We start from the raw sequence: 24,834 nt of genomic DNA, 5'->3' as shown, positions 1-24,834 counted from the left end.
TTATCCGCGTAACTCGTAGTTTTCAGGTTTTTGTGCTTGGTTGTTGTGCTCAGCTCCAGCGTAAACGTGAAGCTTTTTGAACATTTGGCGACCAAGGCTGTTCTTTGGAAGCATACCTTTGATTGCTAGCTCAAGCATTTGAACTGGACGAGTTGTACGCATTTCTAATGCAGTTCTCGTACGCAGTCCACCTGGGTGACCAGTGTGGCGGTAGTAAATTTTGTCTGTTAATTTCTTACCTGTTAATTCAATCTTCTCAGCGTTGATGATGATTACGTGATCACCAGTGTCAACGTGTGGTGTATAAATAGGCTTATGCTTACCGCGAAGGATAGATGCAACTTCACTGGATAGACGTCCAAGTGTTTTGCCTTCAGCGTCGATCACAAACCATTTACGTTCTACTTCAGAAGCTTTCGCCATGAAAGTCGTACGCATGTGTTTTCCCTCCTGTATCTTCAATCAAATTTCATTATATTCATGTGAACATTTCCCGAGATATCTACACGGGGCATGTGGACGATATCTGTAGAAATACCAAATAATATCTTATAATATATAAACAACGATGTCAAGCGTATCCTAAATATTATTCCGTTTTATCTGCATAATCTACACGAAAGAGATAGAGTCCGTTTGCCGGAGCTGTTTTACCAGCGAACGCACGGTCCTTGCTTTTTATAATCGCAGAGATCTCATCTGGGTTTCGCTTTCCTTGTCCAACTTCTAAAAGTGTACCAACAAGAATGCGGACCATGTTATATAAAAACCCGCTGCCTCTTACCTTCAGCGTTAGGACATCCCCCTGTTCTTCAACATCTAAAGCAAAGATCGTACGAACTTTATCTTCAACTTCGGACTTTGCTGAGGAAAATGAGGTAAAGTCATGTGTGCCTAAAAATAACGACGCAGCTTGCTTCATATCCTCTACGTTTAATGAATAGGGAAAATGAAACATATGATTTCTTTGGAACACATCTGGTTGCTTACTTCTAAAAATTTTATAGTGATACTCTTTAGCTGTTGCAGAAAATCGAGAATGAAACGAATCGCTGACCATCTCAATGTCTTTTATTAGAATATCATTAGGAAGCATCGCATTCAATGCCTTTCCCCAAGCATTAGAAGGAATCTCCATATGTGTATCAAAATGAAACACTTGACCGATCGCATGAACACCCGCATCCGTGCGTCCTGAGGCATAGATGCCTACAGGTTCCCCTTTGTGCATCTTTTGCAGTACGGCCTGAATCGTTCCTTGCACCGTTCTGCCGCTAGGCTGTATTTGGTATCCGGCAAACTCAGTACCGTCATAGGCTACGGTTACTTTCATACGAGCCATGTTCAATCTCCTTTAATTGCGTAATAAGAATAGCGAAAGCGTCAGCAGTGCTAGTAAAATGAGAGCAAACGTATCACGCTGATGCCACTCTAGCGCACGAAGACGAGTTCTGCCTTCACCACCTCGGTATCCTCTCGCTTCCATCGCAAGAGCGAGTTCTTCCGCCCGCTTAAACGATGAAACGAATAACGGAACCAAAAGCGGTACAAAAGCCTTTGCTCGTTCTTTTATCGGCCCACTCGTGAAATCAGCACCACGTGCCATCTGTGCTTTCATGATCTTTTCGGTCTCTTGTAAAAGTGTTGGAATAAATCTAAGTGAGATCGACATCATTAACGCGAATTCATGAACAGGAAGTCTCCACTTTTTCAAAGGTCCTAACAAGTGCTCCAAACCGTCTGTAATATCGATCGGTGTTGTGGTTAAGGTCAAAAGCGACGTCATCATAACAAGGAGTAATAGCCTTAGTGCGATGAATATCCCTTGAATCACTCCGCCTTCGTAAATTTCAAGAAAGCCCGCTTTATAAAGCAGATCGCCTTCTTTTGTTAAGAAAATATGCAAAAGCATCGTAAATACGACGAGTAACAGAATTGGCTTTAATCCTTTATATAAAAAACGAAATGGAACTTTTGACAAACTAATCGTTACCACCGTAAAAGCGATCAGTACACCATAAGTCACCCAGTTGTTCGCCAGAAAGACGATAAACAAATAGAAAAAGGCAGCAATAAGCTTCGAACGTGAATCCATTCGATGAAGTGGAGAGGAAGCTGGATAATACTGCCCGATAATGACATTCTGCAGCATATTAGTTCCCCCTCTTCTTCAGACTCTGACTAACTTGTTTAGCCAGTTCTTCAACTGTAAACTTCGTTAAAGCAAGATTCAGTCCAGACTTCTCGTTCCATTTTTGTAAAAATTGAACGGTCTCTGGCACATCTAATCCCGCTTTCTTTAGTGCTTCTCGTTCATTAAAGATATCAGTCGGCTTGCCATGGAGATACAGTTCACCTTTATGCATCACGGCGATCTCATCTGCATATCTCGACGCATCCTCCATACTGTGAGTAACAAGTATCGTAGTAAGGTTGTTTCTTTCATGCAGGGAATAGAACAACTCCATAATCTCTACACGCCCAGCTGGATCTAGACCTGCTGTAGGCTCGTCCAAGATCAGCACTTCGGGATTCATGGCAAGTACGCCCGCAATCGCCACTCGGCGCATCTGGCCGCCGCTTAAGTCAAAGGGAGACTTAGTTAGAACACCCTCTGGAAGTCCAACCATCTCGATCACTCTAGCAGCTGTTTGCTTCGCGCTTTCTTCTGACACACCAAAATTCCGCGGACCGAACATGATATCTTTTTCTACCGTTTCCTCAAAAAGCTGATGTTCAGGATACTGAAATACAATTCCGGCTTTTTTTCGAAGGGATTTTAAATCTTGCTTCTTGCCGCCAGCTTTAAGTTCCGTACTGCCCATCTTAATCGAACCTGCAGAAGGCTTTAACAGTCCGTTTAGATGCTGGATAAGCGTCGACTTTCCAGAGCCGGTATGTCCGATCAAAGCAAGGAATGTACCATCCGGAATATCGAGGTTAATATCATGCAGCGCCCGTCTCTCGAACGGAGTTCCCTCCATGTATTTATGCTCTAGACGGTTTATGCTAATTTCCATAATGCATTCACCAGCTCTTCCTGCGTTAAATAGCTTTTATCAAGCTCCACACCTTGATGGCGAAGAGCCTCACTTAACTTTAGTGAAAACGGTAAATCCAGACCGGCCGATTTCAACAGTTCACGCTGCTGAAAAATATCTTCAGGTACGCCCTCAGCTGCCTTCTCTCCCATTTTCATAACGACAACTCTGTCTGCACTTAGCGCTTCCTCTAAATCATGAGTGATGGAGATGACAGTGATGCCTTCTTTTTTATTCAGTTCGCGCACGGTATCGATGACTTCGATCCTACCTATCGGATCAAGCATCGATGTCGCCTCATCCAATACGATAACAGAAGGTTTTTGCGCCAATATCCCAGCGATTGCCACTCTTTGCTTCTGACCACCAGATAACTGATGAGGTTCCTGGTTTAAGAAAGCTTCCATGCCCACTCTTGCTACACTTTCATTGATACGCTTAACCATCTCGTCTCGCGGAACTCCAAAATTCTCAAGTCCAAACGCGATATCATCTTGTACGCTCGTTCCTACGAACTGGTTATCTGGATTTTGAAAGACCATTCCTACAAGTCTTCTCACTTCCCAAATGTCGTCAGGAAGGCCTGTCGTGTACTGTGAGACATTTACAGCACCTTCACTAGGCAACAACAGTCCGTTGAGCATTTTTGCCAACGTGGACTTTCCAGAGCCGTTATGGCCCACGATCGAAAGCCATTCCCCTTTATGCACGTCTAGCGATACACCTTTAAGTGTAGGTGTCTCTTCTCCCGGATAACTAAAGGTCACATCTTTAACGGTAATGATGTTTTCCATGTGACATCCTCCTCTTAACTGCTGCTCATTCTAAGCTGCTCTCTGCTCGATATTAGTCTTTAATAACAAGGTGCTTTCAAAAAGTTCGAGCTTCATTGACTAGTTGATTGGAGCGCAAGGTGCGAGACTCCTGCGGGACAAGCGGTCAGGTGAGACCCTTAAGGGCGCAAAGCGGCAAGGGGCTCACCGCCTGCCCCGCGGAAAGCGAGCACCTGGAGCGCAAATCAACCTTTCGAAAATCCACTTGAATTTTCGATAAAATAAAAAAGGGCAAGATTGTCATTGAAGACTTGATCCCGCCCTTTCATACGTTTTATTAAACTAATTCAATGATAACCATTGGTGCACCATCACCACGGCGAGGGCCGATTTTTGCGATGCGAGTGTAACCACCGTTACGCTCTGCATAGCGAGGTGCAAGATCACTGAAAAGCTTTTGTAGAGATCTTTGTCCAGACTCAGCGTCTGCTACTTCGTTACGAAGGAACGATGCAGCTTGACGGCGAGCATGAAGGTCTCCACGCTTACCAAGCGTAATCATTTTCTCAGCAAATTTACGAACTTCTTTTGCACGTGCTTCTGTAGTTTCAATACGCTCGTTGATGATTAAATCAGTAGCTAAATCACGAAGCATTGCTTTACGAACCGCAGATACACGACCTAACTTTTGGTATCCCATGCTTGTATTCCCTCCTCTGCGCGTTTCTCTCTCGTCTTGAAAAAGCGCGTATTACGAATTAATCGTCAGCGCGTAATGAAAGACCTAGCTCTTCAAGTTTCTCTTGAACTTCTTCAAGAGATTTCTTTCCAAGGTTGCGTACTTTCATCATGTCTTCTTCAGACTTATTCGCAAGTTCTTGAACTGTATTAATGCCAGCACGCTTTAGGCAGTTATAAGAACGAACAGAAAGATCAAGTTCTTCGATCGTCATCTCAAGTACTTTTTCTTTTTGATCTTCTTCTTTTTCTACCATAATCTCAGCGTTCTGAGCTTGATCTGTTAAGCCAACAAAAATGTTTAAATGTTCGCTAATGATCTTCGCACCAAGAGAAACTGCTTCCTCTGGACGAATGCTCCCATCTGTCCATACATCAAGCGTTAGCTTATCATAGTTTGTTACTTGTCCTACACGAGTGTTTTCCACTTGATAGTTCACACGCGAAATTGGCGTGTAAATCGAATCAACAGGAATTACTCCGATCGGCAGGTCTTCGCGTTTATTGCCTTCTGCCTGTACATAACCACGACCACGTTTCGCATGAAGCTTCATTTGGAAATGAGCTCCTTTTGCTAGTGTTGCGATATGAAGATCCGGGTTAAGGACTTCAACATCGCTGTCATGCGTAATGTCGCCAGCTGTTACAACACCGTCACCTTGTACATCGATTTCAAGTGTCTTCTCTTCATCAGAGTAAATCTTCATTGCAAGTTTCTTTAGGTTTAAGATGATGGTTGTAACATCTTCAACTACACCTTCAACTGTAGAGAACTCATGCAATACGCCATTGATCTGAATAGATGTAACTGCTGCACCAGGTAGTGAGGACAACAAGATACGACGCAAGGAGTTGCCTAGTGTAGTCCCGTATCCACGTTCAAGTGGTTCAACAACAAACTTTCCGTATGTGGCATCGTCGCTGATTTCAACCGTCTCAATTCTTGGCATTTCGATTTCGATCATTCAACTGAACCCTCCTTCAAACGTCGAATCTCGGCTGGAGATTTCCAGCCGAAATTCCCCATAGGCATTCCGACTTATCATTTACCAAAACTTTCACTATAACCATTATAGACAAGTTATAGAAATATATACCGTGTATATTGTTACACGCGACGGCGTTTTGGCGGGCGGCAACCGTTGTGAGGTACAGGAGTAACGTCACGAATAGCTGTTACTTCTAAGCCTACCGCTTGAAGGGCACGGATTGCTGCTTCACGTCCAGCACCAGGTCCTTTAACGGATACTTCCAACGTTTTCATACCATGTTCCATTGCAGTTTTACCAGCTGTTTCAGCTGCCATTTGTGCTGCGAACGGAGTAGACTTACGAGAACCTTTAAATCCTAGGTGACCAGCAGTCGCCCAAGAGATTGCGTTCCCGTGCGTGTCAGTGATCGTAATGATCGTGTTGTTGAATGTAGAACGGATATGTGCTACGCCGACTTCAACATTCTTTTTGACACGACGTTTACGTGTATTAGTCTTACGTGCTTTTGCCATTTAGAGTTTACCTCCTTTACTTACTTTTTCTTATTCGCTACTGTACGACGAGGTCCTTTACGAGTACGGGAGTTGTTCTTCGTGTTTTGACCACGTACTGGTAATCCACGACGATGACGAACACCACGATATGCTCCGATCTCGATTAGACGCTTGATGTTTAGTGATACTTCACGACGAAGGTCACCTTCCACTTTGTGTCCATCGATGACTTCGCGGATTTTATTTAATTCATCTTCAGTAAGATCACGAACGCGTGTATCTTCAGAAACTCCAGCTCCAGCAAGAATTTGCTGTGCTTTTGTTTTACCGATACCGAAGATGTATGTTAAAGAGATTACTACTCGCTTATCACGAGGAATATCTACACCTGCAACACGTGCCATAATTTTTGCACCTCCTGTATATTAACCTTGTTTTTGTTTATGTTTCGGATTTTCACAGATCACCATTACAGTGCCTCTGCGGCGAATCACTTTACATTTTTCACATATTGGCTTGACTGATGGTCTTACCTTCATTGTTTATAACCTCCTTATGTCACGGAGTACATTGATTATTTAAAACGATACGTTATACGACCACGTGATAAGTCATACGGAGACAATTCTACGGTTACTTTATCCCCTGGAAGAATTCGAATGTAGTGCATACGAATCTTTCCAGAAACGTGCGCTAGAACTTTGTGTCCGTTTTCTAGTTCAACACGAAACATGGCGTTCGGAAGAGGTTCAATTACTGTACCTTCGACCTCAATAACATCATCTTTAGCCATCGACTTGATCTCCCTTCTTCAGAGCAATGACTTTCTCGTCGGAAAACTTCGCTACTGCATAACGCAATTTGCCATTGGTTACACGACCTGTTTCAAGAATGCTTTTAACAACTTCCGGAGAAGTAAAATCCAGCAGCTCTAAGTGGTTTAGGTTCTTGCGCTTGGCTCGATCAAACTTTCTCTTGTCACCATCTGCTACGAGGACGAAACGTCCATCGAGAATACCGACAATCACACCTAACCGATCTGCGTCTCTTCCTTTTAGTATCCGAACTAGTTGACCTATGCTCGGTACCGAATCAGATTCGCTTACCATCTCATCACCTTCACTTAGATCTTTGTTAAGATTTCAAAGCCTTCTTCCGTAATGACAACCGTGTGTTCAAAATGAGCACACCATTTGCCATCCGTTGTGACAACCGTCCAGTTATCGGATAATGTTCGAACATAGCGAGTTCCCGCATTAATCATAGGCTCTATTGCTAGAACCATGCCCTTTTTCAGCACCGGCCCTTTACCAGGCGGTCCATAATGAGGAATTTGCGGGTCCTCATGTAAGTCCTGGCCTATTCCGTGTCCGACATATTCGCGAACAACAGAAAACCCTTCACTCTCAGCATACTTTTGTATCTCATGAGAAATGTCAGTTAACCGGGCACCGGCTTTTGCTTTTTCAAGTCCTTTATATAAAGACTCTTCGGTTACATCCAGAAGTTTTTGAGCTTCATCTGAAATCTCGCCAACTCCATACGTCCAAGCGGAGTCACCGTGGTATCCTTTGTACTTCGCCCCAATATCTATAGAGATAATGTCGCCATGGTTGAGTACGCGTTTACCTGGAATTCCGTGCACAAGTTCTTCATTTACAGAAGCACAGATGCTCCCACTAAAACCATTATAGTTTTTAAATGAAGGAATTGCACCTTGGCTGCGGATAAACGTATCAGCAATTTTATCCAGTTCCTTAGTAGTTATGCCAGGCTTAATGTGTTTTTTTAACTCTTGATGAGTTAAGGCAACAATGCGACCTGCCTCCCGCATGATTTCAATCTCTCGCGGTGTTTTGCAGATTATCATTTCGCCAATCCCCCAATAAGTTGGTCAATGTCTTGAAAGACTTTGTCGATATCCTGATCACCATTCATGTTTTTCAGGTAACCTTTTTCACCATAAAAATCAAGCAGTGGTTTAGCCTGCTTCATGTTTACATTTAAACGGTTTCGAACGGTCTCTTCATTATCATCTTGACGTTGGATAAGCGTACCGCCGTCTTTATCACATACTCCTTCAACCTTTGGCGGGTTGAATATTACATGATACGTGCTTCCGCATGTTTGGCAAATCCGACGACCTGTTAATCGCTGCATAAGCTGATCAGAATCTACTGAAATGTTTAACACATAATCAATCGTTCTTCCTAGCTCTGTTGTGATTTCTTCTAATGCTTCCGCTTGGGCAACTGTCCGAGGGAATCCATCAAGTAAAAATCCTTTTTCGCAGTCCTTTTTAGAAAGTCGGTCACGTACGATACCGATTGTAACTTCGTCAGGAACGAGGTTACCCGCATCCATGTACGATTTTGCCTCAAGTCCAAGAGGAGTCTCCTCTTTAATTGCTGCTCGGAACATATCTCCAGTAGAGATATGAGGTATTCCGTATTTCTCAACAATTCTTTCTGCTTGAGTACCCTTACCTGCTCCGGGCAATCCCATTAAGACTAGATACATCTAATCCCTCCATAAATCACAATCGTCTTTTTTTAAGAGCATGTGGGAAGATGAATCTTCCCGTGCTCTTATTTTATGAAGCCTTTGTAGTGTCGCTTGATCAGCTGACTCTCAATTTGCTTCATGGTGTCTAGTGCCACACCTACAACAATCAGCAAGCTTGTTCCACCAATTTGAATGGCTGGCGGAAGGTTCAAACCTGGAATTGCTGTAAAGACAACTGGCAGGACTGCAATTGCAGCCAGGAATAGAGATCCAACAAATGTTAATCGATACAGAATTCTTGTTATATAAGTTTGAGTGTTAGCTCCTGGACGAATGCCAGGAATGTATCCACCCTGCTTCTTTAAGTTTTCCGCCATTTGCTCCGGATTTACTTGGATGAACGTATAGAAATACGAGAATCCAATAATAAGGAGCGCATATATAATCATTCCGACTGGTTTCGTGTAGTCAAACGTGTTGATAATCCAAGTCGTTACATCATTCTGTCCGAAGAAGCCAGCAACAGTTCTTGGCGTGATGATCAAGGAAATCGCGAAGATAACCGGGATAACACCTGCTGCATTAACTTTAATCGGAAGATGAGTTGACTGGCCGCCAACAGGCTTTGTTCCAACGACTCGCTTTGCATACTGAATCGGGATTTTCCGAACACCTTGTTGAATAAAGATAACACCCATAATAATGAGTACAATCGCAAGAGCAAGCAGTACAATCGTTACAATATGCATGAATAACTGATCGTTACCACCTTCAAATTGCGTTGTGAAAAGCTGGTTAACTGCTGTAGGAATAGCTGCGGCAATCCCCGCAAAAATCAGAACTGAAATTCCGTTTCCAATCCCCTTAAGGGTAATCTGCTCACCTAACCACATTAAGAATGCAGTACCTGCAGTTAAAACTAACGCGATAAAAAGATACGTAGACATACTAGGGTTTTGAATAAGTCCTGGGAAAAGATTGTTAAAACCGATAGACATACCGATTGCCTGGATAAAACCAAGAACAATAGTTCCATAACGAGTGAATTGAGCTAACTTCTTACGCCCAACTTCACCTTGCTTACTCCACTCCGTAAATTTAGGAACAACGTCCATCTGCAGAAGCTGCACGATGATCGATGCTGTAATATACGGCATGATACCCATAGCGAAAATGGAGAAGTTCTGTAAAGCTCCACCGCCAAACGTATTCAAAAAACCAAAAATGTTAGCACTGTCGCCTGTACTGAATTTCAGTACATCGCGATTTACGCCTGGTACTGGGATAAATGTTCCTAGACGGAACACTACCAGCATAGCAAGTGTAAACAATATCTTGTTTCTCAGATCACCCACACGCATAATGTTGGAGATTGTCTGGAACATTAGATCACCTCAGTAGTTCCGCCCGCTGCTTCAATTGCTTCTTTAGCAGAAACAGAGAATTTGTGCGCCTTAACTGTAAGCTTAGCTTCTAACTTGCCATTTCCTAGAACTTTAATTCCGTTTTTAAGACTGCTAACTACTCCTGTTTCGATAAGAAGTTCCGGAGTAACTACTGTGCCCTCTTCAAAACGAACTAGCTTCTCAAGATTTACAACTGCATACTCTTTACGAGTAGGGTTTGTGAATCCGCGTTTCGGTAAACGACGTGCTAGTGGATTTTGTCCACCTTCGAATCCAGGTCTAACACCACCGCCTGAACGAGAGTTTTGACCTTTATGACCACGACCACTTGTTTTACCATTGCCTGATCCGATACCGCGACCTACACGGTTGCGAACTTTACGGGATCCTTCTGATGGCTTCAACTCATGAAGTTTCATCTGAGCACCTCCTCATGATTTATTTATCTTATTAAGCTTCTAATTCTTTCACTGTTAAAAGGTGAGACACCTTGTTAACCATACCGCGGATAGCCGCGTTATCTTCGTGTACAACCGTCTGGTGCATTTTGCGCAAACCAAGTGTCTTAACAACGATACGTTGGTTTTCAGGACGGCCGATAACACTACGAGTGAGGGTGATTTCTAATTTCTTAGCCATCTAAAGTTCCCTCCTTAACCTAAAAGCTCTTGTACTGATTTACCGCGAAGTTTCGCAACGTCTTCAGCACGCTTTAAATTTTTCAAACCTTCGATAGTTGCACGAACCATGTTGATTGGGTTGTTAGATCCAAGTGACTTAGAAAGGATGTCACCTACACCAGCAAGCTCCAATACTGCACGTACAGGTCCACCAGCAATTACCCCAGTACCTTCAGATGCAGGCTTAAGAAGTACGTTACCTGCTCCAAAGCGTCCAATTACTTGGTGAGGAATTGTTGTTTTTACGATCGGTACAGTTACTAAGTTCTTCTTAGCATCTTCAATCGCCTTACGGATCGCTTCTGGTACCTCTTGGGCTTTACCAGTACCGAATCCAACGTGACCGTTTTTGTCACCAACTACAACTACTGCAGCAAAGCGGAAACGACGTCCACCTTTTACTACCTTAGCTACACGGTTAACGGTAACGACGCGTTCTTCAAGTTCAAGTTTGTTAGGGTCGATACGCATCAGGTTCCCTCCTTCGATTAAAATTCTAACCCAGCTTCACGAGCTGCGTCTGCTAATGCTTTAATACGTCCGTGATATAAATATCCGCCTCGGTCAAATACTACCGATTTGATTCCTTTTTCAACTGCGCGCTTAGCGATTTCTTGACCAATCGCTTTAGCAGCATCTACGTTTCCACCGTTTTCTACACTTACACCTTTATCAAGGGAAGATGCAGATACAATTGTTACACCTGCTTGATCATCGATCAATTGAGCATAGATGTGCTTTGTAGAACGGAATACGTTCAAACGAGGACGTTGTGCTGTTCCGCTTACAACGCGGCGAACACGAGCATGTCTTTTCTTACGAGCGACATTCTTATCTGCTTTCGTGATCATCCTTTGCACTCCTTTCCGCTACCTAACGGCTTTATTTACCTGTTTTACCTTCTTTACGGCGAACGAATTCACCTTCGTAACGAATACCTTTACCTTTGTAAGGCTCAGGTGAACGAACTGAACGGATGTTTGCAGCAACTTCACCTACACGTTGCTTGTCAATACCCTTAACGATTACCTTCGTGTTAGAAGGTACTTCGATGTCGATCCCTTGCTCAGGAACGATTTCAACAGGATGAGAGTAACCTACGTTAAGTACAAGCTTGTTACCAGCTTTGGAAGCACGATATCCAACCCCGATAATTTCTAGAGCTCTTTCATAACCGTTAGTTACACCGATAACCATGTTGTTTAGTACACTACGAGTTGTACCATGCAATGCACGGTGCTCTTTGTGGTCGCTCGGGCGTTCCACAGTAATTTCGTTATCTTGAACATTAATCTTAATGTCAGCATTGAATTTGCGAGAAAGTTCACCTTTAGGGCCTTTTACAGAAACCGTGTTGTCAGTTGCAACATCGATCGTAACGCCACCTGGAACTTCAATCGGTTTGTTACCTACGCGAGACATGTTGACACCTCCATTCGCTATTTATTACCAAACGTACGCTAGTACTTCGCCACCCATTTGTGATTGGCGAGCTTCTTTATCAGTCATAATGCCTTTAGAAGTAGATACGATCGCAATACCAAGTCCTCCAAGTACACGTGGAAGATCAGTTGATTTTGCATAAACACGTAGACCAGGCTTAGAGATACGCTTAAGACCTGAGATTACACGCTCATTGTTAGAACCGTACTTAAGGAAGATACGAATCATTCCTTGTTTGCTATCCTCTACATATTCCACATCGCGAACAAAACCTTCACGCTTTAGGATTTCTGCGATTTCTTTTTTCATATTAGAAGCAGGAAGCTCCAATTTATCGTGACGAACAGTGTTTGCGTTGCGGATACGAGTAAGCATATCTGCAATTGGATCTGTCATAACCATTACTAGTTACCTCCTTCCCTTTTTTCAGGGTATTACCAGCTGGCTTTTTTAACGCCAGGAATTTGACCTTTGTAAGCAAGTTCTCTGAAACAAATACGGCACAGTTTGAACTTGCGGATTACTGAATGAGGACGCCCGCAACGTTCACAGCGCGTATATTCTTGCACTCCGAACTTTTGCTTGCGTTGTTGCTTAGCAATCATGGATTTCTTTGCCACGGGTAAACCTCCTTTGGCTAAAGGTTATTTTTGGAATGGCATTCCGACTTGTGTAAGAAGCTCACGTGCTTCTTCGTCAGTGTTCGCAGTCGTTACGATAACGATGTCCATTCCGCGAACTTTGTTTACTTTATCATAGTCGATCTCTGGGAAGATCAATTGCTCTTTAACTCCAAGCGTGTAGTTACCGCGGCCGTCGAAAGACTTCTTGGAAACCCCGCGGAAGTCACGTACACGTGGAAGGGAAACGCTGATTAACTTATCAAGGAAGTCATACATGCGCTCTCCGCGAAGTGTAACTTTTGATCCGATCGGCATACCTTCACGAAGTTTGAATCCAGCGATAGATTTCTTAGCACGCGTGATCACAGGCTTTTGACCAGCGATTGCTGTAAGTTCCTCTACTGCTGTATCTAATACTTTAGAGTTGGATACTGCTTCACCAACACCCATGTTGATAACGATTTTTTCAATCTTTGGTGCTTGCATTACTGAAGTGTAATTAAACTTTTCCATTAGAGATGGTAAGATCTCTGCTTTATATCGCTCTTGTAGACGGTTCATTATGTGTCCTCCTTTCACTCTGAGACTTATTTATCTAGGGTTTCACCAGATTTTTTGGCCACACGAACTTTTTTCCCATCAACTACATTGTAGCCTACACGAGTAGGAGCACCAGTTTTAGGGTCAAGAGGCATTACGTTAGAAGCATGAATTGGTGCTTCTTGGCTAAGGATTCCACCTTGTGGATTAGCTTGAGAAGGTTTTGCGTGTTTCTTAACAACGTTCACGCCTTCAACAAGCACTCTGTTTAGCTTCGGATAAGCTTCAAGGATCACACCTTGTTTACCTTTATCCTTGCCGGAAATAACTTGTACTTTATCGCCTTTTTTCACATGCAATGGCATTGTGATGTTGCACCTCCTTACAAGACAATAAACGCCTTGCTAGTAAATATATTAAAGAACTTCTGGAGCAAGAGATACGATTTTCATAAATTGCTTGTCACGAAGTTCACGTGCTACTGGTCCGAAGATACGAGTTCCTCGAGGACCTTTATCATCCTTAACGATTACAGCCGCGTTCTCATCAAAGCGGATGTAAGATCCGTCGTTACGGCGCATACCACGCTTAGAACGTACCACTACCGCTTTAACAACGTCACCTTTCTTAACAACGCCACCTGGTGTTGCGGACTTAACCGAACAAACGATAATGTCACCAACGTTAGCGTACTTACGACCAGAACCACCAAGAACTTTAATGCAAAGTAACTCTTTCGCACCGGAGTTATCAGCTACTCTTAAACGGGATTCTTGTTGAATCATGCGAATGGACCTCCTTTCGGATATGAGTATAATCCGAACAATTTATTAAATAATTACTGCTTCTTGTACTACTTCAACTAGACGGAATCGCTTGTCTTTAGAAAGCGGACGCGTTTCCATAACCTTTACGATATCGCCAATTTTAGCAGTGTTGTTTTCATCATGCGCTTTTAACTTTTTAGAGTATTTAACGCGCTTGTTATATAAAGTGTGAGTCTTGTAAGTTTCTACAAGCACTGTAATCGTTTTGTCCATCTTGTCAGAAACAACACGACCAGTGTACACCTTGCGCTGGTTACGTTCACTCATTGTGCGAACCTCCTCTCAAGATTTAACCGTTAGTAATCCCAAGCTCTCTTTCACGTAAAACCGTTTTTGCACGGGCAATTGCTTTACGAACTTCACGAATGCGGGCCGGGTTTTCAAGTTGACCTGTCGCTAGTTGGAAACGAAGGTTAAAAAGCTCTTCTTTAAGTGCTTTTGCTTTTTGTTCAACTTCTGCAGTGGTCAGGTTACGAATATCATTAGCCTTCATTTGTGTCACCACCCACTTCTTCGCGTTTAACAAACTTACATTTTACAGGAAGTTTGTGTGCTGCAAGACGCAACGCTTCGCGTGCCACTTCTTCAGAGACACCTGCGATTTCAAACATAACTTTTCCTGGCTTAACTACAGCTACCCATCCTTCAGGAGCACCTTTACCAGATCCCATTCGGACTTCTAGAGGCTTTGCAGTGTAAGGCTTAGACGGGAAAATTTTAATCCATACTTTACCGCCACGCTTCATATAACGAGTCATCGCAATACGAGCTGCTTCGATCTGACGGTTAGTAATCCAGCTAGCTTCAAGAGCTTGCAAACCGAATTCTCCGAAATGAACTTCAGTACCGCCTTTTGCGTTCCCACGCATTTTACCGCGGTGTTCACGACGATATTTAACACGTTTTGGCAATAACATAATTATTTGCCTCCTTCCTCTTTTTTCGTTCCTCTTGTTGGAAGGACCTCACCACGATAAATCCAGATTTTAACTCCAAGCTTACCGTAAGTTGTGTCTGCTTCAGCAGTACCGTAATCGATGTCTGCACGAAGTGTGTGAAGAGGAACTGTACCTTCACTATAATGTTCAGCACGAGCGATATCAGCTCCGCCAAGACGGCCTGACACTTGTGTTTTGATACCTTTCGCACCCATACGCATTGCACGTTGGATCGCCTGCTTCATAGCACGACGGAAAGATACACGGTTTTCAAGTTGACGAGCGATGTTTTCAGCAACTAGCTTAGCATCAACGTCAGCTTGTTTGATTTCAAAGATGTTTACGTGAACTCTTTTACCAGTGATGTCGTTAAGGGCTTTACGAAGTGCTTCAACTTCAGATCCACCTTTACCGATAACCATTCCTGGTTTAGCAGTTTTGATTGTGATATTCACACGGTTAGCTGCACGTTCGATTTCAACACCTGATACAGCAGCGTCTTTTAAACGCTTTTCAATATAAGAACGGATCTTAAGGTCTTCATGTAAAAGATTAGCGTAATCCTTTTCAGCGTACCATTTTGAATCCCAGTCACGGATGACGCCAATACGTAGACCTATTGGATTTACTTTTTGACCCACGTCTTAACCCTCCTTCTTTTCAGAAACAACGATTGTGATGTGGCTAGTACGTTTGTTGATACGGCTTGCGCGACCCATCGCACGAGGACGGAAACGCTTAAGAGTAATACCTTCATCAACGAACGCTTGCTTAATCACCAAGTTGTTCGGTTCCATTTCATAGTTGTGTTCTGCGTTTGCGATAGCAGACTTAAGCACCTTTTCAATTACAGGAGAAGCTGCTTTAGGCGTCAAACGTAGAATCGCAAGTGCCTCACCTACTTGCTTGCCTCGAATCAAGTCGATTACGATGCGAGCTTTACGAGGAGCAATACGCACTTGTTTAGCAATTGCTTTTGCTTCCATTTTGTGTACCTCCCCTCAATTAACGTCTTGTTTTCTTATCATCAGCTGCATGGCCTTTGTAAGTACGAGTAGGTGCAAACTCACCTAACTTGTGACCGACCATATCTTCTGTACAATAAACCGGCACGTGTTTACGACCATCATAAACAGCGATTGTGTGACCGATGAAGTCAGGGAAAATCGTAGAACGACGAGACCAAGTTTTAACTACTTTCTTGTCGTTAGATTCATTAAGTGCCTCGACCTTTTTCATCAAGTGGTCATCTACAAAAGGCCCTTTTTTCAAACTGCGACCCATTTGAGAACCTCCCTTTGTGTTTGCGCTACGGCTCGATTGAACCGTAGTACAATCACATTATTTTTTGCGACGACGTACAATGTACTTGTCAGTTTGGCTATTTTTCTTACGAGTTTTATATCCAAGAGTTGGTTTACCCCATGGAGACATTGGTGATTTACGTCCGATTGGAGCGCGTCCTTCACCACCACCGTGTGGGTGATCGTTAGGGTTCATTACAGAACCACGAACTGTTGGGCGGATACCCTTCCAACGAGAACGACCTGCTTTACCAACGTTTACAAGTTCATGCTCTAAGTTTCCAACTTGACCGATAGTTGCGCGGCAAGTAAGAAGGATCATACGAACTTCACCAGAACCAAGACGAACTAGCGCATACTTTTCTTCTTTACCAAGAAGTTGAGCTTCAGCACCAGCTGAACGAGCCAATTGTCCACCTTTACCAGGCTTAAGTTCGATGTTGTGAATTGTAGAACCTACAGGAATGTTAGCTAATGGAAGAGAGTTACCTACTTTAATATCAGCTTCAGTACCGGACATGATTTCTTGCCCTACTTTAATTCCTTTTGGAGCTAAGATATAACGCTTCTCACCATCTGCATAGTGGATTAGCGCGATGTTAGCCGTACGGTTTGGATCGTACTCGATTGTAGCAACGCGACCTGGTATTCCGTCTTTGTTACGTTTGAAATCGATGATACGATACTTACGCTTGTGTCCTCCACCTTGGTGACGAACAGTTAGTTTACCTTGGTTGTTACGCCCTGCTTTTTTGCTAAGAGGAGCAAGCAAGGATTTTTCTGGTTGGTCAGTTGTAATTTCAGCAAAGTCAAGCTGAGACATGTTACGACGACCATTAGTTGTCGGTTTAAACTTTTTGATACCCATTGTAATTTCCCTCCTTTACGAGTTCTTTTTAAACTCCTTCAAAAAAGTCGAGTTCTTTGCTTTCTGGAGTTAATGTAACTACAGCTTTTTTACGTTTAGAAGTGTAACCAGTATGACGGCCTACACGCTTAAACTTACCTTTGTAGTTAGCAGTGTTAACAGATTGAATTTTCACGCCAAAGATTTCTTCTAGTGCGCCTTTGATTTGAGTCTTAGTAGCACGAGGGTTAACTTCGAACGTGTATTTTTTGTCAGCCATTATTTCAGTAGAACGCTCTGTAATAACGGGGCGCTTAATCACATCACGAGCTTCCATTATGCGAGCACCTCCCCTACTTTTTCCACAGCGTCTTTAGTCATAAGAAGCTTGTCGTGGTTTAACACGTCAAGAACACTAACGCCGTTAGCCGTAACAACTGTTACGCCAGGGATGTTACGTGCAGACAATGCAACAGCGTCATTGTAATCAGCAGTTACAACTAATGCTTTACGATCTGCGGATAGATTTGCAAGTACTTGCATCATTTCCTTTGTTTTAGGAACTTCGAATGCAAGTCCTTCTAAAACGATTAAGTCGTTATCTAGAACCTTAGAAGATAGCGCTGATTTAATAGCTAAGCGACGAACCTTCTTAGGCAATTTGTAAGAATAGCTTCTTGGTGTTGGTCCGAAAACCACTCCACCGCCAACCCATTGTGGAGAACGGATAGATCCTTGACGAGCACGTCCAGTACCTTTCTGTTTCCAAGGCTTGCGTCCACCACCAGCAACTTCAGAACGGTTCTTTACATCGTGCGTTCCTTGGCGCTGTGATGCTTGCTGCATAATAACAGCGTCGAAAAGCACGCTTTTATTTGGTTCAATACCGAAAACGGAATCGTTTAATTCGATATCGCCAGCTTGAGTACCATCTTGTTTAAATAATGCTACTTTTGGCATCAGATTGTCCTCCTTCCTTATTTAGCATCCTTTGCTTTAACAGCAGAGTTAATTGTAACGTAGCTCTTTTTCGCTCCAGGTACGTTACCTTTGATTAGTAGAAGATTACGTTCTGCATCAACTCTTACAACTTCTAAGTTTTGTACAGTTACTGTATCTCCGCCAGTACGTCCAGGTAATGCTTTCCCTTTGAAAACACGGTTAGGGTCAACTGCACCCATTGAACCAGGACGACGGTGGTAACGGGAACCGTGGCTCATTGGCCCGCGTGATTGCCCGTGACGTTTGATAACACCTTGGAATCCTTTTCCTTTAGATGTACCAGTAACGTCTACAGCGTCACCTTCTGCAAAAATGTCAGCTTTGACTTCCTGACCAACTTCGTATCCCGCAACATCAACATTACGGAATTCTTTAACGTAGCGCTTAGGGCTCGTGCTAGCTTTAGCAGCATGTCCTGCTTGCGGCTTGTTAGAACGAGAGTCTTTTTTATCATCAAATCCAAGTTGGATAGCTTCGTAGCCATCATTCTCAACGGATTTCTTTTGAAGAACAACGTTAGGAGTTACTTCTACTACAGTAACTGGAATTAGATCTCCGTTTTCTGCGAAAACTTGAGTCATACCAATTTTTCTACCTAAGATTCCTTTGGTCATTCGTCACACCTCCTATTAATAAGTAAAATATTTATAAGCAAACGTGAAATTATAGTTTAATTTCGATGTCTACACCAGACGGTAGATCCAAACGCATTAACGAATCAACTGTTTGTGGTGTTGGCTCGATAATATCGATCAAGCGCTTATGAGTACGCATTTCGAACTGCTCACGAGAGTCCTTGTACTTATGAACCGCACGAAGGATCGTGTAGATCGCTTTCTCAGTAGGTAGTGGGATAGGACCAGATACCTTTGCTCCTGAACGCTTAGCAGTTTCTACGATTTTTTCAGCTGATTGATCAAGAATTCTGTGATCATACGCCTTTAAACGGATACGAATCTTTTGCTTTGCCATTTTTTTCCCTCCTTTATTCGCCTATTTTGATAAACAGACATTGCTCCGCGGAAATTCAACCTGATATCACCAGCCATGGCAAAGGGGCCTAGTGTGTCAGCAACCTTCCGGATCATCGCAGTGAATGACCAACATTACTTATTATAGAGAAAAGCAACGCCCAATGCAAGTGTTATTTGCATTTATTTATTGCTAATCGCACTTTTTCTATTATAGAGACTTTATTAGCAGATTTCAACTTCCTTTTTCTTCTTTTGCATATTTGGATGTGTTTCTTCTATATATATAGAAGAGAGATGCAATTGGTGGTGGAGATCCAGATAATGCGTTGCTGATCACGCGTATGGTTATTCAGTTTTTCAGCCGACTGTAATCGCATGTATATATATTTTACTATTTGTGGATTCACGACCAAAACTCGTGGATTCAAGGGCCAAACTTTTGGATTCAGCTATTAAATTTCTGGATTCATCATCTTTATTTTTGGATTGGATGTGTTTCAAGCTATTTCAGGCACATACTGACACTCAGGATCAGCTGCTCAATGCTAATTGGATAGAGCTTTTTTCACTATCGATTCATTTATACTTAAAAATCATTTTTTTCTTACTGCATGTTTCCATTGGGGTATTTGTTCATACTCTTCTTCTTTGATCAGTTGATTGGAGTGGAGGGTGCGAGACTCCTGCGGGACGAGCGGTCAGGTGAGACCCTTAAAGGCACAAAGTGGCAAGGGGCTCACCGCACGCCCCGCGGAAAGCGAGCATCCTGGAACGGAAATCAACCTCATTCAAAAACTTAAGTATGAAAAATTACATAAAAAAACACTCTCCAAAAGGAGAGTGTTTTTTTATAAAAGAGTAATAAGATTACTCAGTGATTGTTGCAACTACGCCTGCACCAACTGTACGTCCACCTTCACGAATAGAGAACTTAGTTCCTTCTTCGATAGCGATTGGAGCGATTAGTTCTACAGTCATCTCAACGTTATCTCCAGGCATAACCATTTCTACGCCTTCAGGAAGTTGGATGATACCAGTTACGTCAGTTGTACGGAAGTAGAACTGAGGACGGTAGTTAGAGAAGAATGGAGTGTGACGTCCACCCTCTTCTTTTGAAAGAACATAAACTTCTGATTTGAATTTAGTGTGAGCTTTAACAGTACCTGGCTTAGCAAGAACTTGTCCACGCTCAACATCTTCACGAGAAACCCCACGAAGAAGTGCACCAATGTTGTCACCAGCTTCAGCATAGTCAAGAAGCTTACGGAACATTTCAACACCTGTTACAGTTGTTGATTTTGGCTCTTCAGTAAGACCAAGGATCTCAACTACGTCACCAACTTTTACTACACCACGCTCAACACGTCCAGTAGCAACTGTACCACGACCAGTGATTGAGAATACATCCTCAACTGGCATCATGAATGGCTTTTCAGTGTCACGTGGAGGAGTTGGGATATAAGAATCTACAGCGTCCATAAGCTCATAGATTTTAGCTTCCCAATCAGCGTCTCCTTCAAGAGCTTTAAGAGCAGAACCTTTGATTACAGGAATGTCATCTCCTGGGAAGTCATACTCAGAAAGAAGGTCACGAACTTCCATTTCTACTAGCTCAAGAAGTTCTTCGTCGTCTACCATGTCACACTTGTTCATGAATACAACAAGGTAAGGTACACCTACTTGACGAGAAAGAAGGATGTGCTCACGAGTTTGTGGCATTGGGCCGTCAGCAGCAGATACTACTAGGATCCCACCATCCATTTGTGCTGCACCAGTGATCATGTTCTTAACATAGTCAGCATGTCCTGGGCAGTCTACGTGTGCATAGTGACGAGAATCAGTTTCATACTCAACGTGTGCAGTTGAGATTGTGATTCCACGCTCGCGCTCTTCTGGAGCACCGTCGATTTGGTCATAAGCCATTGCTACACCCTTACCGTTTTTCTTAGCAAGAACAGTAGTGATAGCAGCTGTTAAAGTTGTTTTACCATGGTCAACGTGACCGATAGTACCAATGTTAGCATGCGTTTTGGAACGATCAAATTTCTCTTTACCCATGAGAAAGATTCCTCCTTAAATATGTTTACATATAGTAGATTTTTTATTTAAAACGAACAGTTTGTACTGCCCATTTTAGATTACATGAAAATGTTGTTTCTTACAACCGAAGAGATTAAGCTCCAGTTGATTTTTTGATGATTTCTTCAGAGATTGACTTAGGTACTTCTTCGTAGTGATCGAAGTGCATTGAGTAAGTACCGCGGCCTTGTGTACGAGAACGCAAGCTAGTTGCATATCCGAACATCTCAGCAAGTGGAACCATCGCTTTAACGATTTGTGCGTTACCACGAGCTTCCATACCTTCAACACGTCCACGACGGGAAGTTACGTCACCCATGATATCACCCATGTACTCTTCAGGAACCGTTACTTCAACTTTCATGATCGGCTCAAGAATTGCAGGGTCACACTTTGATTTAGCGTTCTTAAGAGCCATTGAACCGGCAATCTTAAACGCCATTTCGTTGGAGTCAACATCATGGTATGATCCATCAACGATACGAGCTTTAAGGTCAAGTAATGGGAAACCAGCAAGCATTCCGTTTTTCATTGATTCTTCGATACCAGCTTGAACTGCAGGGATGTATTCACGAGGAACTGCCCCACCAACGATTTTGTTTTCAAATACGAATCCAGATCCTTCATCACCTGGCTCAAATTCGATCCAAACGTGACCGTATTGTCCACGACCACCAGACTGACGAACGAATTTACCTTCAACTTTAGCAGCTTGGCGAATTGTTTCACGGTAAGCAACCTGAGGAGCACCCACGTTAGCTTCTACCTTGAATTCACGGCGCATACGGTCAACTAGGATGTCAAGGTGAAGCTCACCCATACCTGCGATGATCGTTTGTCCAGTTTCTTCGTTTGTTTCAGTACGGAATGTTGGATCTTCTTCAGCTAGCTTAGCAAGCGCCATACCCATCTTGTCTTGGTCTGCTTTAGACTTCGGCTCGATAGATAGTGAGATAACTGGCTCTGGGAATACCATGGATTCTAAGATAACAAGGTTCTTTTCATCACAAAGTGTATCACCAGTTGTAGTATCTTTAAGACCTACAGCAGCTGCGATATCTCCAGCGTATACGATAGAGATCTCTTCACGGGAGTTTGCGTGCATTTGAAGGATACGTCCAACACGCTCGCGCTTTCCTTTAGTAGAGTTCTGTACGTAAGATCCAGAGTTTAGTGTACCAGAGTAAACACGGAAGAATGTTAACTTACCAACATAAGGGTCAGTCATAACTTTAAATGCAAGTGCAGAGAATGGTGCTTCGTCACTTGATTCACGAGTTACTTCTTCTTCAGAGTCAGGAAGTACACCTTTAATAGCTGGTACATCGATTGGCGATGGAAGGTAATCAAGAACTGCGTCTAGCATAAGCTGAACACCTTTGTTCTTAAATGCCGATCCACACATTACTGGGTAGAACTCAACGTTACAAGTTCCTTGACGGATACCTGCTTTAAGTTCTTCGTTCGTAATTTCTTCGCCTTCTAAGTACTTCATCATCATTTCTTCATCTAGCTCAGCAACCGCTTCGATAAGTTTTCCACGGTATTCTTCAGCTAAAGGCATGTGCTCTTCCGGAATGTCACGAACTTCGATATCAGTACCAAGGTCGTTTCCGTAGAATACAGCTTTCATTTCGATAAGGTCGATGATTGCTTCGAATTGGTCTTCCGCACCGATCGGTAATTGGATCGGGTGAGCGTTAGCACCAAGGCGGTCATGAATCGTTTTTACGGAATATAAGAAATCCGCACCGATCTTGTCCATTTTGTTTACGAATACTACACGAGGTACCCCGTAAGTAGTCGCTTGACGCCAAACTGTTTCTGTTTGTGGTTCAACACCTGATTGAGCATCAAGTAATGCAACCGCTCCGTCTAATACACGTAATGAACGTTCTACTTCAACTGTAAAGTCTACGTGTCCTGGTGTATCAATGATGTTGACACGGTGACCTTTCCATTGAGCAGTTGTAGCAGCGGAAGTAATCGTGATTCCACGCTCTTGTTCCTGCTCCATCCAGTCCATTTGTGAAGCTCCTTCATGAGTTTCACCAATTTTGTGGATACGGCCAGTATAGTAAAGAACACGTTCAGTAGTCGTTGTTTTACCAGCATCGATGTGAGCCATGATACCGATATTACGAGTATTTTTTAAGGAGAATTCTCTAGCCATGAATTTCTCTCCTTCCCTTTTTAAAAGGAATTTTTATAGTGTTTTAGAGACAGTCCGAGAACTGCCTCTATGATTTTACCAGCGGTAGTGAGCAAACGCTTTGTTTGCTTCTGCCATTTTGTGCATATCTTCGCGCTTCTTAACTGAAGCACCAGTGTTATTAGCAGCATCCATGATCTCATACGCAAGACGTTCTTCCATTGTCTTTTCTCCGCGTAGACGAGAGTAGTTCGTTAGGTAACGAAGTCCTAGTGTTGTACGACGCTCTGGGCGAACTTCAACTGGTACTTGGTAGTTAGCTCCACCAACACGGCGAGCACGAACTTCAAGAACTGGCATGATATTTTTAAGAGCTTGTTCAAACACTTCCATAGGATCTTGGTTCGTACGTTCTTTAATAAGATCGAACGCATTGTACAAGATTGTTTGAGCTACCCCTCTCTTACCGTCAATCATAATTTTATTGATTAGACGAGTTACAAGCTTAGACTTGTAAATTGGATCAGGTAACACATCACGACGAGCAACAGGTCCTTTACGTGGCATGTGGTCCCCTCCTTTCTGATAGTTGTTTAGTTTATTTTAAAAATATTACTTCTTAGCTTCCTTTGGACGCTTCGTTCCGTATTTAGAACGACCTTGCATACGGTTGTTAACACCAGCCGTATCAAGTGCACCACGAACGATGTGGTAACGTACCCCCGGTAAGTCTTTTACACGTCCTCCACGGATAAGAACAACACTGTGCTCTTGAAGGTTGTGGCCAATACCAGGAATGTAAGCTGTAACTTCGATTCCGTTTGTTAGACGAACACGCGCATACTTACGAAGCGCCGAGTTCGGCTTCTTAGGAGTCATAGTACCAACACGAGTACAAACTCCACGCTTTTGCGGAGATGAAACGTTAGTTTGGGACTTTTTGAAGCTGTTGTAACCTTTGTTTAACGCAGGAGAGTCAGATTTCTTTGATTTAGAAACACGACCTTTGCGAACTAATTGGTTAATTGTAGGCATTTTGTATTTCCTCCTCTCTTTTTTCGTAATACCACCGACCCAGGTGGTTCATTTTAGGACAAAAGAAAGTTTTTGCGAGAGGAGCGATATTGATGCCCATCGCAAAAACATGAATTTTATCCTTTTATCGCAACAGTTGCGGCCCCGACATCTATACCGCATGCTTTTCCAAGCTTTTTCATGGAATCAACCTTTACGATCGGTACATGCTTCTCTTCGGCAATCTGCAATACTTTGCTCGTTACTCGAAAATCTGCGTCTTCCGCAACGACCAGCTCTTTGACCTCGCCGTTCTGTAAAGCTTTGATTGTTTGCTTAGTACCTACGATAATTTCAGAAGCCTGTGTCACTTTTTCATAAGACATACGAATATCCTCCAAAGTAACAAATCTTAGGAGCACATCCGTAATCATATCACCGATGCGCTCCCGATGTCAACAT

The 24,834-nt window shown here is 43.0% G+C and carries 41 protein-coding genes; all 41 read right to left on the bottom strand.

Translation table 11 applies throughout. The features are described 5' to 3' along the window. The 41 genes from rplM to FS458_RS19110 all read right to left on the bottom strand — a co-directional run bounded on the left by rplM (position 1) and on the right by FS458_RS19110 (position 24,758). Complete coding sequence (gene rplM / locus FS458_RS19320) at positions 1 to 438, bottom strand: 50S ribosomal protein L13 (protein ID WP_066237860.1); 438 nt, start codon at positions 436 to 438, stop codon at positions 1 to 3. 151 nt (positions 439 to 589) lie between these two features. After that, on the bottom strand, positions 590 to 1,342 hold the full coding sequence (gene truA, locus FS458_RS19315) for a tRNA pseudouridine(38-40) synthase TruA (RefSeq protein ID WP_144704597.1): 753 nt from the start codon (positions 1,340 to 1,342) through the stop codon (positions 590 to 592). 12 nt (positions 1,343 to 1,354) lie between these two features. Beyond that, entirely contained in the window at positions 1,355 to 2,152 is a 798-nt protein-coding gene (locus FS458_RS19310) for an energy-coupling factor transporter transmembrane component T family protein (RefSeq protein ID WP_144704594.1), read from the bottom strand. A gap of 1 nt (position 2,153) precedes the next feature. Continuing rightward, positions 2,154 to 3,020, bottom strand: a complete 867-nt coding sequence (locus FS458_RS19305; RefSeq protein ID WP_144704591.1) for an energy-coupling factor ABC transporter ATP-binding protein — start codon at positions 3,018 to 3,020, stop codon at positions 2,154 to 2,156. Beyond that, positions 3,005 to 3,835 carry an energy-coupling factor ABC transporter ATP-binding protein gene (locus tag FS458_RS19300; RefSeq protein WP_144704588.1) on the bottom strand — a complete coding sequence of 277 codons (831 nt, stop codon included), beginning with the start codon at positions 3,833 to 3,835 and terminating at the stop codon, positions 3,005 to 3,007. The genes FS458_RS19305 and FS458_RS19300 overlap by 16 nt, the downstream gene beginning before the upstream one ends. A 316-nt stretch (positions 3,836 to 4,151) precedes the next feature. Next, positions 4,152 to 4,514 (bottom strand): 50S ribosomal protein L17, encoded by a 363-nt coding sequence (gene rplQ / locus FS458_RS19295; RefSeq protein WP_066237878.1) that lies wholly within the window; start codon positions 4,512 to 4,514, stop codon positions 4,152 to 4,154. Positions 4,515 to 4,572: 58 nt separating this feature from the next. Continuing rightward, entirely contained in the window at positions 4,573 to 5,517 is a 945-nt protein-coding gene (locus FS458_RS19290; protein WP_144704585.1) for a DNA-directed RNA polymerase subunit alpha, read from the bottom strand. A 143-nt stretch (positions 5,518 to 5,660) separates the two neighbouring features. Then, the gene (gene rpsK / locus FS458_RS19285) at positions 5,661 to 6,056 is read right to left on the bottom strand and encodes a 30S ribosomal protein S11 (RefSeq protein WP_066237883.1); all 396 of its coding nucleotides are present in this window, start codon (positions 6,054 to 6,056) and stop codon (positions 5,661 to 5,663) included. Positions 6,057 to 6,076: 20 nt separating this feature from the next. Continuing rightward, positions 6,077 to 6,442 carry a 30S ribosomal protein S13 gene (rpsM, locus tag FS458_RS19280; protein WP_066390695.1) on the bottom strand — a complete coding sequence of 122 codons (366 nt, stop codon included), beginning with the start codon at positions 6,440 to 6,442 and terminating at the stop codon, positions 6,077 to 6,079. Between the two features lie 21 nt (positions 6,443 to 6,463). Beyond that, positions 6,464 to 6,577, bottom strand: a complete 114-nt coding sequence (rpmJ, locus tag FS458_RS19275) for a 50S ribosomal protein L36 (protein WP_007203526.1) — start codon at positions 6,575 to 6,577, stop codon at positions 6,464 to 6,466. A gap of 35 nt (positions 6,578 to 6,612) precedes the next feature. Further along, entirely contained in the window at positions 6,613 to 6,831 is a 219-nt protein-coding gene (gene infA / locus FS458_RS19270) for a translation initiation factor IF-1 (protein ID WP_066237890.1), read from the bottom strand. Then, on the bottom strand, positions 6,824 to 7,147 hold the full coding sequence (locus FS458_RS19265) for a KOW domain-containing RNA-binding protein (RefSeq protein ID WP_137792243.1): 324 nt from the start codon (positions 7,145 to 7,147) through the stop codon (positions 6,824 to 6,826). Before FS458_RS19265 ends, infA begins: the two co-directional genes overlap by 8 nt. A 14-nt stretch (positions 7,148 to 7,161) precedes the next feature. Continuing rightward, positions 7,162 to 7,908, bottom strand: coding sequence for a type I methionyl aminopeptidase (gene map, locus FS458_RS19260; RefSeq protein ID WP_066390693.1), 747 nt, complete (start codon positions 7,906 to 7,908; stop codon positions 7,162 to 7,164). Further along, positions 7,905 to 8,558 carry an adenylate kinase gene (locus FS458_RS19255; RefSeq protein ID WP_066390692.1) on the bottom strand — a complete coding sequence of 218 codons (654 nt, stop codon included), beginning with the start codon at positions 8,556 to 8,558 and terminating at the stop codon, positions 7,905 to 7,907. The genes map and FS458_RS19255 overlap by 4 nt, the downstream gene beginning before the upstream one ends. A 68-nt stretch (positions 8,559 to 8,626) precedes the next feature. After that, positions 8,627 to 9,928, bottom strand: coding sequence for a preprotein translocase subunit SecY (gene secY / locus FS458_RS19250; RefSeq protein WP_066390690.1), 1,302 nt, complete (start codon positions 9,926 to 9,928; stop codon positions 8,627 to 8,629). Beyond that, positions 9,928 to 10,368, bottom strand: a complete 441-nt coding sequence (gene rplO / locus FS458_RS19245; protein ID WP_066390689.1) for a 50S ribosomal protein L15 — start codon at positions 10,366 to 10,368, stop codon at positions 9,928 to 9,930. The genes secY and rplO overlap by 1 nt, the downstream gene beginning before the upstream one ends. Positions 10,369 to 10,399: 31 nt before the next feature. Beyond that, on the bottom strand, positions 10,400 to 10,588 hold the full coding sequence (gene rpmD / locus FS458_RS19240; RefSeq protein WP_066237910.1) for a 50S ribosomal protein L30: 189 nt from the start codon (positions 10,586 to 10,588) through the stop codon (positions 10,400 to 10,402). Between the two features lie 14 nt (positions 10,589 to 10,602). Continuing rightward, positions 10,603 to 11,103 (bottom strand): 30S ribosomal protein S5, encoded by a 501-nt coding sequence (gene rpsE, locus FS458_RS19235; protein ID WP_066237913.1) that lies wholly within the window; start codon positions 11,101 to 11,103, stop codon positions 10,603 to 10,605. 14 nt (positions 11,104 to 11,117) lie between these two features. After that, positions 11,118 to 11,480, bottom strand: a complete 363-nt coding sequence (gene rplR / locus FS458_RS19230; RefSeq protein WP_066237916.1) for a 50S ribosomal protein L18 — start codon at positions 11,478 to 11,480, stop codon at positions 11,118 to 11,120. A gap of 31 nt (positions 11,481 to 11,511) precedes the next feature. Further along, positions 11,512 to 12,051 (bottom strand): 50S ribosomal protein L6, encoded by a 540-nt coding sequence (gene rplF, locus FS458_RS19225; RefSeq protein ID WP_066390685.1) that lies wholly within the window; start codon positions 12,049 to 12,051, stop codon positions 11,512 to 11,514. A 24-nt stretch (positions 12,052 to 12,075) separates the two neighbouring features. Continuing rightward, positions 12,076 to 12,474, bottom strand: a complete 399-nt coding sequence (gene rpsH / locus FS458_RS19220; protein ID WP_066390683.1) for a 30S ribosomal protein S8 — start codon at positions 12,472 to 12,474, stop codon at positions 12,076 to 12,078. 32 nt (positions 12,475 to 12,506) lie between these two features. Further along, entirely contained in the window at positions 12,507 to 12,692 is a 186-nt protein-coding gene (rpsN, locus tag FS458_RS19215; protein WP_066390681.1) for a 30S ribosomal protein S14, read from the bottom strand. A 24-nt stretch (positions 12,693 to 12,716) separates the two neighbouring features. Further along, complete coding sequence (rplE, locus tag FS458_RS19210; RefSeq protein ID WP_066390678.1) at positions 12,717 to 13,256, bottom strand: 50S ribosomal protein L5; 540 nt, start codon at positions 13,254 to 13,256, stop codon at positions 12,717 to 12,719. 26 nt (positions 13,257 to 13,282) lie between these two features. Beyond that, on the bottom strand, positions 13,283 to 13,594 hold the full coding sequence (rplX, locus tag FS458_RS19205; RefSeq protein WP_066294477.1) for a 50S ribosomal protein L24: 312 nt from the start codon (positions 13,592 to 13,594) through the stop codon (positions 13,283 to 13,285). Between the two features lie 57 nt (positions 13,595 to 13,651). Next, positions 13,652 to 14,020, bottom strand: a complete 369-nt coding sequence (gene rplN, locus FS458_RS19200) for a 50S ribosomal protein L14 (RefSeq protein WP_066237936.1) — start codon at positions 14,018 to 14,020, stop codon at positions 13,652 to 13,654. A gap of 45 nt (positions 14,021 to 14,065) precedes the next feature. Beyond that, positions 14,066 to 14,329 (bottom strand): 30S ribosomal protein S17, encoded by a 264-nt coding sequence (gene rpsQ / locus FS458_RS19195; protein ID WP_066390676.1) that lies wholly within the window; start codon positions 14,327 to 14,329, stop codon positions 14,066 to 14,068. Positions 14,330 to 14,351: 22 nt separating this feature from the next. Then, positions 14,352 to 14,555, bottom strand: a complete 204-nt coding sequence (gene rpmC / locus FS458_RS19190; RefSeq protein WP_066237940.1) for a 50S ribosomal protein L29 — start codon at positions 14,553 to 14,555, stop codon at positions 14,352 to 14,354. After that, positions 14,545 to 14,979: a 50S ribosomal protein L16 gene (rplP, locus tag FS458_RS19185; RefSeq protein WP_066237943.1), complete on the bottom strand. Its 435-nt coding sequence runs from the start codon at positions 14,977 to 14,979 to the stop codon at positions 14,545 to 14,547. The genes rpmC and rplP overlap by 11 nt, the downstream gene beginning before the upstream one ends. Before the next feature lie 2 nt (positions 14,980 to 14,981). Continuing rightward, positions 14,982 to 15,641: a 30S ribosomal protein S3 gene (gene rpsC / locus FS458_RS19180; RefSeq protein WP_066237945.1), complete on the bottom strand. Its 660-nt coding sequence runs from the start codon at positions 15,639 to 15,641 to the stop codon at positions 14,982 to 14,984. A 3-nt stretch (positions 15,642 to 15,644) separates the two neighbouring features. Next, positions 15,645 to 15,986 (bottom strand): 50S ribosomal protein L22, encoded by a 342-nt coding sequence (rplV, locus tag FS458_RS19175; protein ID WP_066237948.1) that lies wholly within the window; start codon positions 15,984 to 15,986, stop codon positions 15,645 to 15,647. A gap of 19 nt (positions 15,987 to 16,005) precedes the next feature. Beyond that, on the bottom strand, positions 16,006 to 16,284 hold the full coding sequence (gene rpsS, locus FS458_RS19170; RefSeq protein ID WP_066237951.1) for a 30S ribosomal protein S19: 279 nt from the start codon (positions 16,282 to 16,284) through the stop codon (positions 16,006 to 16,008). Between the two features lie 57 nt (positions 16,285 to 16,341). Beyond that, a complete protein-coding gene (gene rplB, locus FS458_RS19165) occupies positions 16,342 to 17,172 on the bottom strand; it encodes a 50S ribosomal protein L2 (RefSeq protein WP_066390675.1) in 831 nt (276 codons plus the stop codon). A 28-nt stretch (positions 17,173 to 17,200) separates the two neighbouring features. Beyond that, positions 17,201 to 17,488, bottom strand: a complete 288-nt coding sequence (gene rplW / locus FS458_RS19160; protein ID WP_066390671.1) for a 50S ribosomal protein L23 — start codon at positions 17,486 to 17,488, stop codon at positions 17,201 to 17,203. Then, positions 17,488 to 18,111 carry a 50S ribosomal protein L4 gene (gene rplD, locus FS458_RS19155; RefSeq protein WP_144704583.1) on the bottom strand — a complete coding sequence of 208 codons (624 nt, stop codon included), beginning with the start codon at positions 18,109 to 18,111 and terminating at the stop codon, positions 17,488 to 17,490. Before rplD ends, rplW begins: the two co-directional genes overlap by 1 nt. 17 nt (positions 18,112 to 18,128) lie before the next feature. Beyond that, the gene (gene rplC / locus FS458_RS19150) at positions 18,129 to 18,767 is read right to left on the bottom strand and encodes a 50S ribosomal protein L3 (protein ID WP_066390667.1); all 639 of its coding nucleotides are present in this window, start codon (positions 18,765 to 18,767) and stop codon (positions 18,129 to 18,131) included. Positions 18,768 to 18,816: 49 nt separating this feature from the next. After that, positions 18,817 to 19,125 (bottom strand): 30S ribosomal protein S10, encoded by a 309-nt coding sequence (rpsJ, locus tag FS458_RS19145; protein ID WP_053356198.1) that lies wholly within the window; start codon positions 19,123 to 19,125, stop codon positions 18,817 to 18,819. 869 nt (positions 19,126 to 19,994) lie between these two features. Further along, positions 19,995 to 21,185: an elongation factor Tu gene (gene tuf / locus FS458_RS19130; RefSeq protein ID WP_066390665.1), complete on the bottom strand. Its 1,191-nt coding sequence runs from the start codon at positions 21,183 to 21,185 to the stop codon at positions 19,995 to 19,997. A 115-nt stretch (positions 21,186 to 21,300) separates the two neighbouring features. Then, positions 21,301 to 23,379: an elongation factor G gene (gene fusA, locus FS458_RS19125; RefSeq protein ID WP_066390663.1), complete on the bottom strand. Its 2,079-nt coding sequence runs from the start codon at positions 23,377 to 23,379 to the stop codon at positions 21,301 to 21,303. A 75-nt stretch (positions 23,380 to 23,454) separates the two neighbouring features. Further along, a complete protein-coding gene (gene rpsG, locus FS458_RS19120; protein WP_066237973.1) occupies positions 23,455 to 23,925 on the bottom strand; it encodes a 30S ribosomal protein S7 in 471 nt (156 codons plus the stop codon). Positions 23,926 to 23,970: 45 nt separating this feature from the next. After that, complete coding sequence (gene rpsL / locus FS458_RS19115) at positions 23,971 to 24,393, bottom strand: 30S ribosomal protein S12 (protein WP_066390653.1); 423 nt, start codon at positions 24,391 to 24,393, stop codon at positions 23,971 to 23,973. Between the two features lie 116 nt (positions 24,394 to 24,509). Then, the gene (locus FS458_RS19110; RefSeq protein ID WP_066237983.1) at positions 24,510 to 24,758 is read right to left on the bottom strand and encodes a 50S ribosomal protein L7ae-like protein; all 249 of its coding nucleotides are present in this window, start codon (positions 24,756 to 24,758) and stop codon (positions 24,510 to 24,512) included. Between the last annotated feature and the right edge of the window lie 76 nt (positions 24,759 to 24,834).

The organism is Fictibacillus phosphorivorans (assembly GCF_007673525.1).
Lineage (GTDB): Bacteria > Bacillota > Bacilli > Bacillales > Fictibacillaceae > Fictibacillus > Fictibacillus phosphorivorans_C.
This window is presented reverse-complemented; position numbering and strand designations above follow the sequence as displayed.